Raw genomic sequence first — 14,948 nt, 5'->3', positions numbered from 1 at the left:
CTCGCGAATGCGGACTGACATTCAGCAAAAATGTCGTCTGCCAGATTGCTTTCGCGAGCAGGCTCGCTCCCACAGGTGCGCCATGTGTTACGTAGCGCTGATCCGCCAAATCCCGAACGGTTGATACGCCGGGTCGATGCGCATGAACTGATACTTACCGTGCCAGTCCCAGCGATGGCCGTTCATCAAATCCTCGCCATGGGTGGTGGCGTCATCCGGCAGGCCCATTTCCCACAGCGGCAGTTCGAAATTCGCTTCCTGCACGTTATGAGGATCGAGGCTGACCGCGACCAGAATGAAATTGCTGCCATCGGCGCTGCGCTTGCCGAAGTACAGAATGTTGTCGTTCCAGGCGTTGTAGATTTTCAGGCCCAGGTGCGTGTGCAACGCCGGGTTCTGCCGGCGGATACGGTTGAGCTGGGCGATCTCGGCAATGATGTTGCCCGGGGCGGTGAAATCGCGGACACGGATTTCGTATTTCTCCGAATCCAGGTATTCCTCTTTGCCCGGCACCGGCGCCGATTCGCACAGTTCAAAACCGGAATACATCCCCCACAGCCCAGAGCCCATGGTCGCCAGCGCGGCGCGGATAAGGAAACCGGGACGCCCTGACCCATGCAGGAACGCCGGGTTGATGTCCGGGGTATTGACGAAGAAATTCGGCCGGTAGCATTCGCGCCAAGGCGACTCGTTCAGTTCAGTAAAATATTCCGCCAGCTCGGCCTTGGTGTTGCGCCAGGTGAAGTAGGTATAGCTCTGCGAATACCCGACCTTGCCCAGCCGCGCCATCATCGCCGGCGTGGTGAAGGCCTCGGCGAGGAAGATCACTTCCGGGTACAAGGTGCGCACATCGGCGATCAACCATTGCCAGAACGGCAGCGGTTTGGTGTGCGGGTTGTCGACGCGGAAGATCTTCACGCCCTCCTTGACCCAGCCGACGACGATGTCGCGCAATTCGACCCACAGGCTCGGAATCGCATCCGGCGCATAGAAGTCGACGTTGACGATGTCCTGGTATTTCTTCGGCGGGTTTTCGGCGTACTTGATCGTGCCGTCCGGGCGCCAGTTGAACCAGCCCGGATGTTCCTTGAGCCACGGGTGATCCTGGGAACACTGGATGGCGAAGTCGAGGGCGATTTCCAGACCATGATCGGCGGCAGCAGCCACCAGGCGGCGGAAGTCTTCACGGGTGCCGAGCTGCGAGTGAATCGCCTCGTGGCCACCCTCCTCGCTGCCGATCGCGTAAGGGCTGCCGGGATCGTCCGGCCCGGCGGTCAGGGAATTGTTGCGACCCTTGCGGTGGGCGCGGCCGATCGGGTGAATCGGCGTGAAATACAACACGTCGAAACCCATGTCCTGGATCATCGGCAGACGCGAATGCACGTCATTGAAGGTGCCGTGACGGTTGGGGTCGTCGGTGATCGAGCGCGGAAACAGTTCATACCAACTGGCGAACTCGGCGAGCTCGCGCTCGACGTCCATAGGGAACTCGGCGCTGACGCTCAAGTACGCGCGGTGATCGGCCTGGGCCATCAGCTCCGCACTGCGCGAGTGCAGAAACAACGCGACCTGTTCGGTTTCGAGCAGGCCGGACAATTCATGGTGCAGCGCGGCGAGCTGCTCGCTGAGCTGACCTTCGCTGCGTTCGGCGGCCTGTTGCACCATGGTCCGGCCTTCCTGCAGCTCCAGGGAAACCGGCACCGCAGCGTTATGTTTCTTCTCCAGTTCGTACTGGAAGCTGGCGAAATGGTCGATCCACGCTTCGATGCAATATAGATAGCGGCCCTGTTCCTCGGGACGGAACTGACCTTGCCAGCTGTTGTTGCCCTGATCGGACATGACCTCGGTCTGCCAGGTTTCCTGGCCTTCTTCGCGCCAGCGGATGCGTACGGCAAGCTTGTCATGGCCGTCGGCAAATACTTTGCTGGTCACCACCACTTCGCGACCGGCAATCGATTTGACAGCAAACTGGCCGCCGTCGAGGGTCGGCATGGTGTTTTCGATGACGATGCGTGGCAGTAGCAATGCCTGCGACAGCGGCATGTGCGGGTTGTAACTCAGCTCTGAAGGTCTTTCAGCAGTCATTGAGCATCTCTCCTTAACGCCCCAAGGACGCTCTTGTGCCTGAACAGTATTCGCGACAAAGCGCCTGCCCTGTCATGAACTCACTTAGGTTCCGAGCAACCGGCGCGGGGAAAAGTTCAGATGAAATTAACAAGACAAACACGCGGATCGAATTTGCCGTGGCCGGGTCAACTCACTTAAGCACGTCCCACGCCATGTGCCATATGGAGGTCAAAAGATGAACATCCCGATCCCGGCGGAAACGCCCGATCCGAACATCGACACACCCACCCTGCCCGAGACAGAGCCGCCACCGGTTCCCGAGCAAGAACCGCCCGGCACCACGCCACCGCCAAAGGAAGAACCGCCGAGCACCATGCCGCCGGTGATCGTCTGACATTTGCATGTCTGTCGGCCATCCCTGTAGGAGCTGTCGAAGGCTGCGATCTTTTTTTTGCCGCGCTGCAAATCAAAAGATCGCAGCCTTCGGCAGCTCCTACACGGGACCGAGCGAATAGCTAGAGGTGGTCGTTCTTGTCGACATCCTTTTCGAACACCCTGACCACGTACGGCATCACGCTGAAGATCGCCAGTGCCAGCAGGGTACTGAGCACTGCCGTCGCTTCCTTGCCCAGCCCCACTGCCACGCCGATGGCCGCTGTCATCCACAACCCGGCGGCCGTGGTCAGGCCTTTGACATGGGATTCGTCGCCCTGCTGATTTTTCAGGATTGTGCCCGCTCCCAGAAAGCCGATCCCGGCGATCACGCCCTGCAATACCCGGCTCATGGCATCGGATTCCGCGCCCGAGGTCTGCGGCACCAGTACAAACAGTGCGGCACCCAAGGCCACCAGCATGTGCGTGCGCACGCCGGCAGCCTTGCCTTTATGTTCGCGCTCGAAACCAAGAATCCCGCCGAGCATCGCCGCCATCAGCAGACGCACGGTGATTCGCGTCAGTTGCGAGGCGTCGCCGACGTCGGCGAATTCGGCCTGCAGAGTTGCCCACACTTCGTCCCACCAGTCTTCCATCGTGCTTCCCTTGTTGTTGGTTCGATAAGCGATGGACAACGGCGACCATTAATCGGTTGCGCAGAACGATCAGCACGCTGCGCTTCCTAACGTGCAGACCTCACTACAAAAGGACCGCCGCCATGCCCGTTCGAATCGATGAGTCCAACCCCGAGCAGAAAGTGTGTTTTTTCACTGTCGAGCATGGTGAGGAGAAACGCACCTGCGACACTCTGGAAGTCATGACCGATAGCGACAAAGCCATGTCGTACGTGGAAATCGATGGCAAGCGCACCTACATCACCGAAGCAGAAGCCGACGCCTTGACCGTAGCCGGGGCCAGGGACGGACGCAAACATCTGAAGGCCGATGACGGTGATTCGGTGGTTTGATTGATCTGACTCAACACGCTGTGCGAACGCCTGCGCCAGGCGTTTGTGCCGCATCGGGCCTGATGCTTCAAGTTGTCGCAGGCATTGCACCAACACTCATCTGCTCCGCTTTTTATTGCCAGACCTGAGTCTGTTCTGCAAACAGATCGGCGCTCATAGTGCCTCGGCCTGATGGAGGCTGATGAGCGAACGACCATGAGCGAGCAAATCCCCGTCCGAACCGTAGAAGCATCGCCAACGATAAACAACGTACCCGCGCGCCCGACGAAGGTGACGGCCAGATCAAGCGACAATCAGATCCATACCCGCAGTTTCACCGGTCTGTTTCGCACCTTGCGCATGAGCGGTGCGGGGTTTCTGTTCGTATTGTTCTTCGGCACCGTGTGGCTGAATTGGGGCGGTCGCCAGGCAGTGTTGTGGGACTTGTCGGAAAGCAAATTCCACATTTTCGGTGCGACCTTTTGGCCGCAGGACTTCATTCTGCTTTCGGCCCTGCTGATCATCGCCGCGTTCGGTCTGTTCGCCATTACCGTGTTCGCCGGGCGGGTCTGGTGCGGTTACACCTGTCCGCAAAGTTCGTGGACGTGGATCTTCATGTGGTGCGAGAAGATCACCGAAGGCGAGCGCAACCAGCGGATCAAACTGCAAGCCGCGCCGTGGGGCCTGAACAAACTGGCCCGCCGCGCGGCCAAACACACGCTGTGGCTGGCAATCAGCGTAATGACCGGCCTGACCTTCGTCGGCTATTTCACCCCGATCCGCCCGCTTGCCGAAGAATTGCTCACTCTGCAAATCGGTGGCGTCAGCCTGTTCTGGGTGCTGTTTTTTGCCGCCGCCACCTACATCAACGCCGGTTGGCTGCGCGAAGCGGTGTGCATGCACATGTGTCCGTATGCGCGGTTCCAGAGTGTGATGTTCGACAAGGACACGCTGACCATTGCCTACGACTCCGCCCGTGGCGAAAATCGTGGCCCGCGCAAGCGTGACGTGCGTCCGGTCGAGGCAGGCCTGGGCGATTGCATCGACTGCCAGTTGTGCGTGCAGGTCTGCCCGACCGGCATCGACATTCGCGATGGCCTGCAGATGGAATGCATCGGCTGCGCAGCGTGCATCGATGCCTGCGATTCGATTATGGACAAAATGCATTACCCGCGCGGCCTGATCCGCTACAGTTCCGAGCGCGAACTGCAGGGCGGCAAGACCCATCTGCTGCGTCCGCGTCTGATTGGTTACACCGCAGTGCTCCTGGTGATGGTCGGCGCGTTGGTGCTGGCATTGGTCGAGCGGCCGATGGTGTCGCTGGACGTGACCAAGGATCGCGGACTGTTTCGTGAGAATGCGCAGGGGCAAATCGAGAACATTTATTCGCTGAAAGTGATCAACAAGACTCAGCAGCGCCAGGATTACCGGTTGAGACTGGTCGATGGCCAAGGGTTCGAGTTAAAGGGCAAGACGGCGCTCAGTCTGATGCCGGGAGAGATTGTCGATGTACCAGTGTCGGTGGCCATGACTACCGAGCGGCCGGCCAGCAGTTCGCAGACATTGGGTTTCAGGATTGAAGACATTGATGAACCGCAGGTTTACAGCGTGGCGAAGAGCCGGTTTGTCGCGCCGATGAATCGCTGAGTATTTGGCATCGCTACCCTCACCCCAGCCCTCTCCCGGAGGGAGAGGGAGCCGATCTTCATGTTGTTCAAATCCTGCGTTCGACTGAGATATTTCAGGTCGGCGTATTCCGAACAAACAACACGGTCAGTCCCCTCTCCCTCTGGGAGAGGGCTAGGGTGAGGGCTCTTTCCCTGACACACCAAAAAATCGAGTACATCAAGGCCCACCGATGAAACGCTACGAAAAATTCGCCGACGACATCGCTGAACTGATCCGTTCCGGTGTCCTCGGCCCTGGCCAGCGGGTGCCGTCAGTGCGTTACGCCAGCCAGACTTACGGCGTCAGCCCGTCCACGGTGTTCCAGGCCTATTACCTGCTCGAACGTCGCGGCCTGATCCGCGCCCGGCCGCGTTCCGGTTATTTCGTCAACGCTCATACGCCGAGCCCTTTCTCCGAGCCAGCGATCAGCAGCCAGGTCAACGAGTCCACCGAAGTCGACGTCAGCGAACTGGTGTTCTCGGTGCTTGATTCGATCAAGGATCCGAACACCGTGCCGTTCGGCTCGGCATTCCCCAGCCCGACGCTGTTCCCCCTGCAACGCCTGTCGCGCTCGCTGGCCAGCGCCGCGCGGGAGATGGATCCGCGCATGGTCGTCACCGACATGTCGCCGGGGAACCCGCAACTGCGCCGACAGATCGCCCTGCGCTACATGGTCGGCGGGCTGATGTTGCCGATGGAAGAATTGCTCATCACCAACGGGGCGCTCGAAGCGCTGAACCTGTGCCTGCAAGCGGTGACCGAACCCGGTGATCTGGTGGCCATCGAAGCCCCGGCGTTCTACGCCAGCCTGCAGGTGCTTGAGCGTCTGAAACTCAAAGCGGTGGAAATCCCCGTGCATCCGCGCGACGGCATCGACCTCGGCGTGCTCGCGCAAACCCTGGAACGCCATCCGATCAAGGCCTGCTGGTGCATGACCAGCTTCCAGAACCCGATGGGCGCGAGCATGCCCGAGGCAAAAAAACAGGAACTGGTCGAACTGCTGCGTCAGCATCAGGTGCCGTTGATCGAGGACGATGTCTACGCCGAACTCTATTACGGCCAGCAGGCGCCGAAACCGGCCAAGGCTTTTGATACTGAAGGATTGGTCATGCATTGCGGCTCGTTCGCCAAGAGCCTGGCCCCCGGCTATCGCATCGGCTGGGTCGCCGCTGGGCGTTTCGCACAGAAAATCGAACGGCTGAAGCTGATGACCTCGCTGTGCGCTTCGATGCCGGCGCAAGCGGCGATTGCCGATTATCTGCAACACGGCGGCTATGACCGACACCTGCGCAAGCTGCGTTATGCCCTGGAAGAACAGCAGCGCGCGATGCTCGCGGCGATCGCCCGTTACTTCCCGGCGCAGACCCGGGTCAGCCAACCGGCGGGCGGCTACTTTCTGTGGCTGGAATTGCCGGAGCAGATGGATTCGCTGAAGCTGTTTCAAATGGCCCTGGCACAAGGCATCAGCATCGCGCCGGGGCCGATTTTCTCGCCGACCCAGCGGTTCAGGAATTGTATCCGCTTGAACTACGGCAGCCCGTGGACCGAGGAGTCGGAGAAGGCCATGGAGACGTTGGGGCGGATTGTGCGGTCATTCTGATAATTTGATGTTGTTTGGGCTGGCCCCTTCGCGAGCAGGCTCGCTCCCACATGGGTTCTGTATTCACAAATCCACTGTGGGAGCGAGCTTGCTCGCGAAGAGGCCGGTATTAACGACAAAAAGCTCTAAGCCCTAGCGCCCACCCCCCAAATCAACAAACGTCCCGGTCGCATACGAAGCCTTGTCCGACAGCAACCAGACAATCGCTTCCGCTACTTCATCCGGCCGCCCGCCCCGGGCCATCGGGATCGCTGACTCAAGCTTGCTGACCCGATCCGGATCACCGCTCAGCGCATGAAAATCGGTGTAGATGTAACCCGGACGCACCGCATTGACCCGAATCCCCTCGCCGGCGACTTCCTTCGAGAGGCCGATGGTGAACGTGTCGAGTGCGCCTTTGGAGGCGGCGTAATCAACGTACTCGTTCGGCGATCCCAAACGTGCCGCAACCGAAGACACGTTGACGATGCTGCCGCCCTGCCCGCCGTGTTTGGGTGACATGCGCAGAATCGCGTGCTTGGCGCAGAGGATCGGCGCCAGCACGTTGGTTTTCATGATTTTGAGGATGCGGAATTCGGACATTTCATCGACCCGCGACTTCTGCCCGACGGTGCCGGCGTTGTTGACCAGCGCGGTGACCCGGCCCAGTTCGCTGTCGACGCGCTGGAACATTGCGATCACTTCGTCTTCGATACTGACATCGGCGCGAACAGCAACGGCCTGGGCGCCCAAGGCTCGAACCTGTTCGAGCACGCTGTGTGCGGCCTGTTCATCCGACTGATAGTTGATGCAGATCCGGTAGCCCTGTTCGGCTGCCAACAAAGCCGTGGCAGCGCCGATTCCGCGCCCGCCACCGGTGATGACAATGACTTTATCCATGCTGGCCTTCCCCTACGTGCACACGTAACAGTCGGGGCCAAGAATAACTGCCATTCATGGCTTTTGCATGAGTTCTATGGGATTTGCACAATCGCCTTCGCGAGCAGGCTCGCTCCCACAAGGGAATGCGATCACGTGTGGGAGCGAGCCTGCTCGCGAAGAACGATGACTCGGTCTCTCAGACCACCGCCAGCCGCTGCCCGCGCACGATGTCCTGCATGAAGCGCTCCGCCGGCATCGGGTGGCCGAGCAGATAGCCCTGCAGCGAATCACAGCCCAACTTGGTGAGGAAATCCTGCTGCGCGCCGGTTTCGACGCCCTCGGCTACGATCCGCAAATCCAGCGCCTGCCCGAGCGCGACAATAGCCGAAACAATCGCGGCATCATCGCTGTCGTGCTCCAGATCGCGGACGAAACCGCGGTCGATCTTCAACTCATTGGCCGGCAGACGCTTGAGGTACATAAGGCTGGAATAACCGGTGCCGAAGTCGTCGATCGACAGGTCGACGCCCATGTCCGACAGTTCTTGCAGTACAGTCATGCTCGCGTCAGCGTCGCTCATGGCGGTGGTTTCAGTGATTTCCAGGGTCAGGCTGTTGGCCGGCAAATGGTGGGTCGCCAGCGCCTTGGCGACGCTTTGCACCAGCCCGGCATGGCAGAACTGCAACGCCGAGAGGTTCACCGCAATGCGCCAGTCGGTGTAGCCGAGCACGTACCACTCGCGCATCTGCCGGCAGGCTTCGTTGAGTACCCATTCGCCCATCGGGATGATCAGCCCGGTTTTCTCCGCCAGATCGATGAACTTGTCCGGCATCAACAGGCCATGCAGCGGATGCGCCCAACGCAGCAGCGCCTCGGCACCGACCGGGCGACCGTTGGCGGCGTCGAACTTGGGTTGGTAATGCAGGCAGAACTGGTTGTGCTCAATGGCCGCGCGCAGGTCCTGCAACAGTTGCAGTTGTTTGCGCGCGTTAGTGTTCATCGACGCATCGAAGAAGCTGTAGCCGTTCTTGCCGCCGCCCTTGGCGTGATACATCGCCGCGTCGGCATTCATCAGCAGTTCCTGGGCGTTGTCACCGTTGCCTGGATACAGGGCAATGCCGACACTGGCGGAAATCTGCAGGTCGTGTTCGGCGACGCGAAAACTGCGGCCGATCAGGCCGACCTGGCGTGCGGCCAGACCCAGAGCATCATTGCGCTCGCTCAGCCGCACGAGCAGGACGAATTCATCGCCACCGATCCGCGCCAGGGTGTCCTGGCTGCGCAAGTCTTCGCGCAGGCGCACGCCGACTTCGCGCAGCAACTGGTCGCCCATGTGATGGCCGAACGCGTCGTTGACCGGTTTGAAGCCGTCGAGGTCGATGAACATCAAGGCGAAGCAGCCGCCCTGTTCCTCGACCTTTCTGATCGCCTGATTGATCCGGTCATCGAGCAGCATGCGGTTCGGCAGTCCGGTGAGCGGATCGTGCAAGGCCAATTGCGTGAGTTCACGGTTGGCGACGGTAAGCGAGTGCGCCAGATCAGCGGTGCGCGCTTCGAGGCGGGCGTCGAGAATCGAGGTCAGCAAGGCGATCGACAGCACCGCCAGGGTGGTGACTACCACCAGACTGTCGAGGCCGTTGCCTTTCAAACCATTGAGCGTCGCGCCGCAGAAACTGCCATCGGGAAATTGTGCCGCGGCCATGCCGGTGTAATGCATGCCGACAATTGCCACACCCATGATCACCGCCGCGCCGGCGCGAATCAGTCGCACATAGGGCGACTGCTGGCGCAAACGAAAGGCAATCCACAACGCCGCTGCCGAAGCGCCGACGGCAATCAGCAAAGAGGCACTGAACAGCGTCGGGTCGTAATCGATGCCCGGGGTCATGCGCAGCGCGGCCATGCCGGTGTAATGCATGGCGCTGATGCCCGCACCCATGATCAAGGCGCCGAAAGCCAGTTGCGCCAGTGGCAGCTTCGGCTGGCTGACCAGCCATAAGGCAAAGCCGCAAGAGAGCACCGCGATCAGCAACGACAACGCGGTCAGGGCGAAGTCATAACCCAGGTCGATCGGCAATTTGAACGCGAGCATGCCGATGAAGTGCATCGACCAGACGCCAACCCCCATCGCCAGCGCCCCGCCCGCCGTCCAGAAATGCACGGCCCGTCCTTTCGTCGTGGCGATGCGCCCGGTCAGGTCAAGCGCCGTGTAGGAAGCCAGAATGGCGACGCACAACGAAATGAAAACCAGGGTGAAGGAGTAGCTGCCGATGAGCATGGACGTTCTCGTAACGGGCCGAAACCGTACTGCTTCCATTCTCGGTTGGGCAAATGCGGCGATTGTACTGATTGCCCGGAAGAACGCACTGACAAAATAACCAAAATGCCATCAAGCCGATGAAACGCTTGTTCGATCGTCCTACAAGGCTCTGCGGTGGGCTTTAAACAGCGATCTCACGCCGGCCACAAATCCCTTGTGGGAGCGAGCCTGCTCACGAAGGCGCCGGTACAGCCACCATCGTGGTTGCCTGACCCACCGCTTTCGCGAGCAAGCTCGCTCCCACAATTTTCAGCGTCCAACCACCCTTCATCATTTGCACGCGAATCCCTGTGGGAGCGAGCCTGCTCGCGAAGGCGCCGGTACAGCCACCATCGTGGTTGCCTGACCCACCGCTTTCGTGAGCAAGCTCACTCCCACAGATTCAGCGGTTGTCGCTGACGTCGAGTTGGCCGTCCCAGCCGCCGCCCAGTGCGGCGATCAGTTGTACGCTGGCGATCAATCGGTTCTGCAGGATATTCAACACACTGCGTTCGTTGCTCAGCGCCGTCGCCTGCACCACTACCACGTCGATATAGGCGATCAGACCAGCCTTGTACTGGTTTTCGGTGAGGCGCAGGGAATCGCGGGCGGCATCCAGCGCTTCCTGGCGCACCGCTGCTTCGTCTTCATACACCTTGAGCTGGACCAGATAGTTTTCCACTTCGCGGAAGCCGTCGAGCACGGTCTGCCGGTAGCGGGCGACGGTTTCGTCATAGGCTGCTTCGCTGCGGTCGACCTCGGCCGAACGGATGCCGCCGTCGAACAACGGCAGTGACAGCTGCGGGCCGACCGACCAGAAACGGTTCGGCAGGCTGATCAGGTTTTTCGAGGTGCTGCTGCTGTAGCCGCCGCTCAGGCTAAGGGTCAGGTCCGGGTAATACGCGGCTTTCGCCACGCCGATATTGGCGTTGGCGGCGATCACCGAGCGCTCGGCCGAAGCGATATCCGGACGGCGTTCCAGCAGTTGTGAAGGCAGGCTCAACGGCACTTGCGGCAGGTTCGGGATGCTCTGGCTTTCGGCGATGCTGAAGTTCGCCGGCGCCTGACCGGTGAGCACGGCGATGGCGTTTTCGAACTGCGCGCGCTGCCAGATCAGATCGACCAGATCGGCCTGAGTGCTTTTCAACTGGGTCTGCGCCTGCGCCACCGCATCGCGCCCGGAAACGCCGGCGCGGTACTGGTTCTGGGTCATTTTCAGCGAACGCTCATAAGCCGCAACGGTGGCTTCAAGCAAGCGCTTCTGCTGATCGATGACGCGCAGTTGCAGGTAGTTCTGCACCAACTCCGATTGCTGACTCAGACGCATCGCCGCCAGATCGGCAAAACTTGCCTGAGCGTTGGCCTCATCGGCTTCCAGCCCGCGTCGCAACTTGCCCCAGATATCCGCTTCCCAACTGACACCCAACTGCGCGTTATAGGTGTCGCGGATGCCGCTTGAAGAACTGCTCAGGCTCGAACTGCTGCTGCCGGTGCCCCGGCTGGAGCGGGTCTTGTCCAGACTCAGGTCGACACTCGGGTAAAACGCCCCTCGAGCACTGCGTACCAAGGCCTGCGCCTGACGGAACTGAGCTTCGGACTGGGCGACGGTCTGGTTGGCGCTGTTGAGTTTTTCGATCAGGCCGTTGAGCTGCTGATCGCCGTACAACTCCCACCAGGCGCCACGGGCCAGCGAGTCGCTGGGGTTGGCCTGACGCCAGCCTTCGGCTTCCTTGAATTGAGCGATCTCAGCGGTTTGCGGGCGCTGGTAATCCGGGCCAACGGCGCAGGCGCTGAGCAGCGCCACACACAGCGACAGGCTCAATAGGCGCGAGCCGCGCGCGGTGGCCAATTGGATAAGCGAACGGTCAGTCATAGCGGAGTTTCCAGAGCGGCATCAGTGCGCACGCCACGCCATTTGTTGAAACGATGGCGCAGCTTGTCGAGATAAAGGTAAACCACCGGGGTGGTGTAAAGGGTCAGGACCTGGCTGAACACCAGGCCGCCAATGATGGTCAGGCCCAGCGGCTGGCGCATTTCCGCCCCCTCGGCGCGGCCGAGCAGCAGCGGCAAGGCACCGAGGATCGCCGCCAGCGTAGTCATCAGGATCGGCCGCAGGCGTTGCAGGCACGCGCTGCGGATCGACTCCAGCGGCGACAGCCCCTCATGCCGCTCCAATTGCAGCGCAAGGTCGATCATCAGGATGGCGTTTTTCTTCACCACGCCGATCAGCAGGAATATCCCCAGCAGGGAAATCAGGCTGAACTCGCCACCCAATGCATATATCGACAGCAACGCGCCAACCCCGGCCGAGGGCAAAGTTGAGAGAATGGTCAGCGGGTGAATGTAACTTTCATACAGCACACCCAGCACCAGATACACGGCGAGCAACGCACCGAGGATCATGAACGGCTGGCTCTTCTGCGTGGCGGCGAAAGCGTCCGCAGTGCCGGCCATTTTCGCAATGACATCTTCCGGCAGGCCGACTTTGGCGATCGCTCGCTCAATGGCAGCACTGCCCTGCTCCACGGTCACGCCTTCGGCCATGTCAAAGGAAATGCTTTCGGAAGCAAACTGGCCTTCGTGGCTGACCCGGTCGTTTTCCAGGCTGTTTTCGTAATGGGCGAACGTCGACAGCGGCACCCGCGCACCGTCAGCGGTAATCACCTCGACCTGCTTGAGGGTAACCGGGTCCTGGGCGTATTTCGGATTGACCTCCATGACCACCTGATACTGGTTGAGGCTGTCGTAGATCGTCGAAATCTGCCGCTGGCTGTAGGCGTTGTTGAGCACGGCGGTGACCATGTTCATGTCGACACCGAGGCGTTTGGCCTGGTCACGGTCGACAATCAGCGTCACCTGCTGCGCCCCGGCACCTTCGCGGGCGTCGATGGCGGTCAGCTCGGGCAAGGCACGCAACGCGGTGACGACTTTCGGGAACCACTTGCGCAGCTCGGCGAGGTCGCCGCTTTGCAGGATGTAGGTGTATTGCGAACTGGTCTGCTCGCGGCCGCCGCCGAATTGCAGATCCTGATCTGCCATCAGCATCAACTGCGCACCGGGCACCTTGGGCATTTCCTTGCGCAGGCGTTCGATGACTTTCTGTGCCGACAACTGCCGTTCCTTGATCGGTTTCAGGCGCACGATCATGAACGCGTTGTTGGTTCCGTTGTTGCCGCCAATGAAGCCGGCCACGCTTTCGACCGCGTCGTCCTTGAGCAGGGCGCGGCGGAAGGTCTCCATCTTCGGCTGCATGACGTTGAACGACAGACCGTCGTCGCCCCGCACAAAACCGATCAACTGGCCGGTGTCCTGCTGCGGCAGAAAGGTTTTCGGCACCACGACATAGAGCGCAACGTTGACGCCGACGGTGAGCAGCAGGCTGAACAGGGTCAGACGGCGATGACGCAACACCCAGTCGAGGCTGGTGGCGTATTTTCCGACCATCCAGTCGTTGGTCTTCTGGCTCCAGCGTTGCAGGCGGTTTTCCTGGCCCGGGGTGTGCGGCTTGAGCCAGCGCGCGCAGAGCATCGGCGTCAGTGTCAGCGAAACCACCAGCGACACCACGATTGCCGCCGCCAGCGTGATGGAAAATTCGCGAAACAGGCTTTCGACCAGCCCGCCCATGAACAGGATCGACAGAAACACCGCCACCAGCGAGACGTTCATCGACAACAAGGTAAACCCGACTTCTTTGGCGCCCAGGTACGCCGCCTGCATCGGTTTGACGCCTTCGTCGATGTGCCGGGAAATGTTCTCCAGCACCACGATGGCGTCGTCCACCACCAGACCGGTGGCCAGGATCAGCGCCATCAGCGACAAGTTGTTCAGCGAGAAACCATAGAGGTACATCACTGCAAACGTGCCGACCAGCGACACCGGCACCGCCAGGGTGGGGATCAGCGAGGCGCGGAAATTACCGAGAAACAGGTACACCACCAGCACCACCAGGGCGACGGCGATCAGCAAGGTCATCTCGGCTTCGTGCAGCGTGGCCTTGATCACCGGCGAGCGATCCATGGCCAGATTGAGTTTGACGCTGGCCGGCAGCACCGCTTGCAGTGCGGGCAGCTGTGCCTTGATCTCGTTGACCGTCTCGATGATGTTGGCGCCGGCCTGACGGTTGATCACCAGCAATACCGCCGCGTCGTCGTTGAAGAAACCGCTGTTATATCGGTCTTCAACGCCATCGCTGACTTTCGCCACATCCTTGAGACGCAACGCGGCTCCGTCGGCGTAATGAATGATCAGCGACTCGTAATCCTTGGCTTTTTCCAGTTGATCGTTGGCCTGGATCTGCCACAGACGCTGGCCGTCTTCGACCGACCCCTTGGGCCGGCGCACGTTGGCGTCGGCGATCGTCTTGCGCACATCGTCGAGGGCCACGCCGTACTGGTTCAGCGCCTGCGGTTCGAGTTCGATGCGCACCGCCGGCAGCGAACTGCCGCCGATCTGCACTTCACCGACGCCCTGCACCTGCGAAAGGCTTTGCGAAAGAATGGTCGAGGCCAGATCGTAGAGCTGGCCTTTTTCCAGCACATCCGAAGTCAGCGACAGCACCATGATCGGCGCCTGCGACGGGTTGACCTTTTTATAGGTCGGCATGCTGCGCATCCCGCTCGGCAGCAGATTGCGCGAGGCATTGATCGCCGCCTGCACTTCCCGCGCCGCGCCGTTGATGTCGCGGTCGAGGTCAAATTGCAGAATCACCCGCGTCGAACCCTGACTGGAGCGGCTGCTCATGGTATTGACGCCGGCAATCGCACCGAACGAACGCTCCAGCGGCGTCGCCACCGTCGAAGCCATCACCTCGGGACTCGCGCCCGGCAGACTGGCCTGCACGACGATCACTGGGAAATCCATCTGCGGCAACGGAGATACTGGCAACAGACCGAAGCTGACACCGCCGAGCAACATGATGGCCAGGGACAGCAGCATGGTTGCGACTGGGCGCTTGATGAAAGGGCCGGAGAGGTTCATTCGCTCCAGTCCCTACCGCTGAATCCTGTGGGAGCGAGCTTGCTCGCGGATGCGGTATTACATTTAACATTGAAAGTGACTGACCCACCGCTTTCGCG

At 60.6% G+C, this 14,948-nt stretch carries 10 protein-coding genes; 4 read left to right on the top strand and 6 right to left on the bottom strand.

Annotation, left to right across the window (positions count from 1 at the left end):
• Positions 1-87: 87 nt before the first annotated feature.
• Complete coding sequence (locus AC0Z4S_RS02775; RefSeq protein ID WP_485621950.1) at positions 88-2,085, bottom strand: alpha-1,4-glucan--maltose-1-phosphate maltosyltransferase; 1,998 nt, start codon at positions 2,083-2,085, stop codon at positions 88-90.
• A gap of 217 nt (positions 2,086-2,302) precedes the next feature.
• Here AC0Z4S_RS02775 and AC0Z4S_RS02770 point away from each other — a divergent pair, with 217 nt between their 5' ends.
• On the top strand, positions 2,303-2,461 hold the full coding sequence (locus AC0Z4S_RS02770; protein WP_471878961.1) for a hypothetical protein: 159 nt from the start codon (positions 2,303-2,305) through the stop codon (positions 2,459-2,461).
• Between the two features lie 121 nt (positions 2,462-2,582).
• Here AC0Z4S_RS02770 and AC0Z4S_RS02765 read toward each other — a convergent pair whose 3' ends face one another.
• Positions 2,583-3,095: an MgtC/SapB family protein gene (locus AC0Z4S_RS02765; RefSeq protein WP_253501555.1), complete on the bottom strand. Its 513-nt coding sequence runs from the start codon at positions 3,093-3,095 to the stop codon at positions 2,583-2,585.
• A 122-nt stretch (positions 3,096-3,217) separates the two neighbouring features.
• Here AC0Z4S_RS02765 and AC0Z4S_RS02760 point away from each other — a divergent pair, with 122 nt between their 5' ends.
• From AC0Z4S_RS02760 to mapR, 3 genes are all read left to right on the top strand, one after another.
• Positions 3,218-3,466 carry a DUF3203 family protein gene (locus AC0Z4S_RS02760; RefSeq protein WP_485621949.1) on the top strand — a complete coding sequence of 83 codons (249 nt, stop codon included), beginning with the start codon at positions 3,218-3,220 and terminating at the stop codon, positions 3,464-3,466.
• Between the two features lie 195 nt (positions 3,467-3,661).
• On the top strand, positions 3,662-5,092 hold the full coding sequence (ccoG, locus tag AC0Z4S_RS02755; protein ID WP_485621948.1) for a cytochrome c oxidase accessory protein CcoG: 1,431 nt from the start codon (positions 3,662-3,664) through the stop codon (positions 5,090-5,092).
• 211 nt (positions 5,093-5,303) lie between these two features.
• A complete protein-coding gene (gene mapR / locus AC0Z4S_RS02750) occupies positions 5,304-6,713 on the top strand; it encodes a GntR family transcriptional regulator MpaR (RefSeq protein ID WP_485621947.1) in 1,410 nt (469 codons plus the stop codon).
• 132 nt (positions 6,714-6,845) lie between these two features.
• Here the strand turns inward: mapR and AC0Z4S_RS02745 are convergent, their stop codons facing one another.
• The 4 genes from AC0Z4S_RS02745 to AC0Z4S_RS02730 all read right to left on the bottom strand — a co-directional run bounded on the left by AC0Z4S_RS02745 (position 6,846) and on the right by AC0Z4S_RS02730 (position 14,850).
• Positions 6,846-7,592, bottom strand: a complete 747-nt coding sequence (locus tag AC0Z4S_RS02745) for an SDR family oxidoreductase (protein WP_485621946.1) — start codon at positions 7,590-7,592, stop codon at positions 6,846-6,848.
• Positions 7,593-7,770: 178 nt separating this feature from the next.
• Positions 7,771-9,852, bottom strand: coding sequence for a putative bifunctional diguanylate cyclase/phosphodiesterase (locus tag AC0Z4S_RS02740; protein ID WP_485621945.1), 2,082 nt, complete (start codon positions 9,850-9,852; stop codon positions 7,771-7,773).
• A gap of 424 nt (positions 9,853-10,276) precedes the next feature.
• On the bottom strand, positions 10,277-11,746 hold the full coding sequence (locus tag AC0Z4S_RS02735) for an efflux transporter outer membrane subunit (protein ID WP_485621944.1): 1,470 nt from the start codon (positions 11,744-11,746) through the stop codon (positions 10,277-10,279).
• Positions 11,743-14,850: an efflux RND transporter permease subunit gene (locus tag AC0Z4S_RS02730; protein ID WP_485621943.1), complete on the bottom strand. Its 3,108-nt coding sequence runs from the start codon at positions 14,848-14,850 to the stop codon at positions 11,743-11,745. Before AC0Z4S_RS02730 ends, AC0Z4S_RS02735 begins: the two co-directional genes overlap by 4 nt.
• Between the last annotated feature and the right edge of the window lie 98 nt (positions 14,851-14,948).

The sequence above is a fragment of the Pseudomonas sp. 1L-B-1-E-C1 genome (genome assembly GCF_057291835.1).
The sequence above is the reverse complement of the archived record's forward strand: the minus strand, read 5'-3'. Positions and strand labels throughout refer to the sequence as shown.

What these genes read in the sequence shown, in the direction of transcription:
- AC0Z4S_RS02730 (WP_485621943.1), bottom strand. Translation starts at nt 14,850, where the DNA reads ATGAACCTCTCCGGCCCTTTCATCAAGCGCCCAGTCGCAACCATGCTG.
- AC0Z4S_RS02735 (WP_485621944.1), bottom strand. Translation starts at nt 11,746, where the DNA reads ATGACTGACCGTTCGCTTATCCAATTGGCCACCGCGCGCGGCTCGCGC.
- AC0Z4S_RS02775 (WP_485621950.1), bottom strand. Translation starts at nt 2,085, where the DNA reads ATGACTGCTGAAAGACCTTCAGAGCTGAGTTACAACCCGCACATGCCG.
- AC0Z4S_RS02765 (WP_253501555.1), bottom strand. Translation starts at nt 3,095, where the DNA reads ATGGAAGACTGGTGGGACGAAGTGTGGGCAACTCTGCAGGCCGAATTC.
- mapR (WP_485621947.1), top strand. Translation starts at nt 5,304, where the DNA reads ATGAAACGCTACGAAAAATTCGCCGACGACATCGCTGAACTGATCCGT.
- AC0Z4S_RS02740 (WP_485621945.1), bottom strand. Translation starts at nt 9,852, where the DNA reads ATGCTCATCGGCAGCTACTCCTTCACCCTGGTTTTCATTTCGTTGTGC.
- AC0Z4S_RS02770 (WP_471878961.1), top strand. Translation starts at nt 2,303, where the DNA reads ATGAACATCCCGATCCCGGCGGAAACGCCCGATCCGAACATCGACACA.
- AC0Z4S_RS02745 (WP_485621946.1), bottom strand. Translation starts at nt 7,592, where the DNA reads ATGGATAAAGTCATTGTCATCACCGGTGGCGGGCGCGGAATCGGCGCT.
- AC0Z4S_RS02760 (WP_485621949.1), top strand. Translation starts at nt 3,218, where the DNA reads ATGCCCGTTCGAATCGATGAGTCCAACCCCGAGCAGAAAGTGTGTTTT.
- ccoG (WP_485621948.1), top strand. Translation starts at nt 3,662, where the DNA reads ATGAGCGAGCAAATCCCCGTCCGAACCGTAGAAGCATCGCCAACGATA.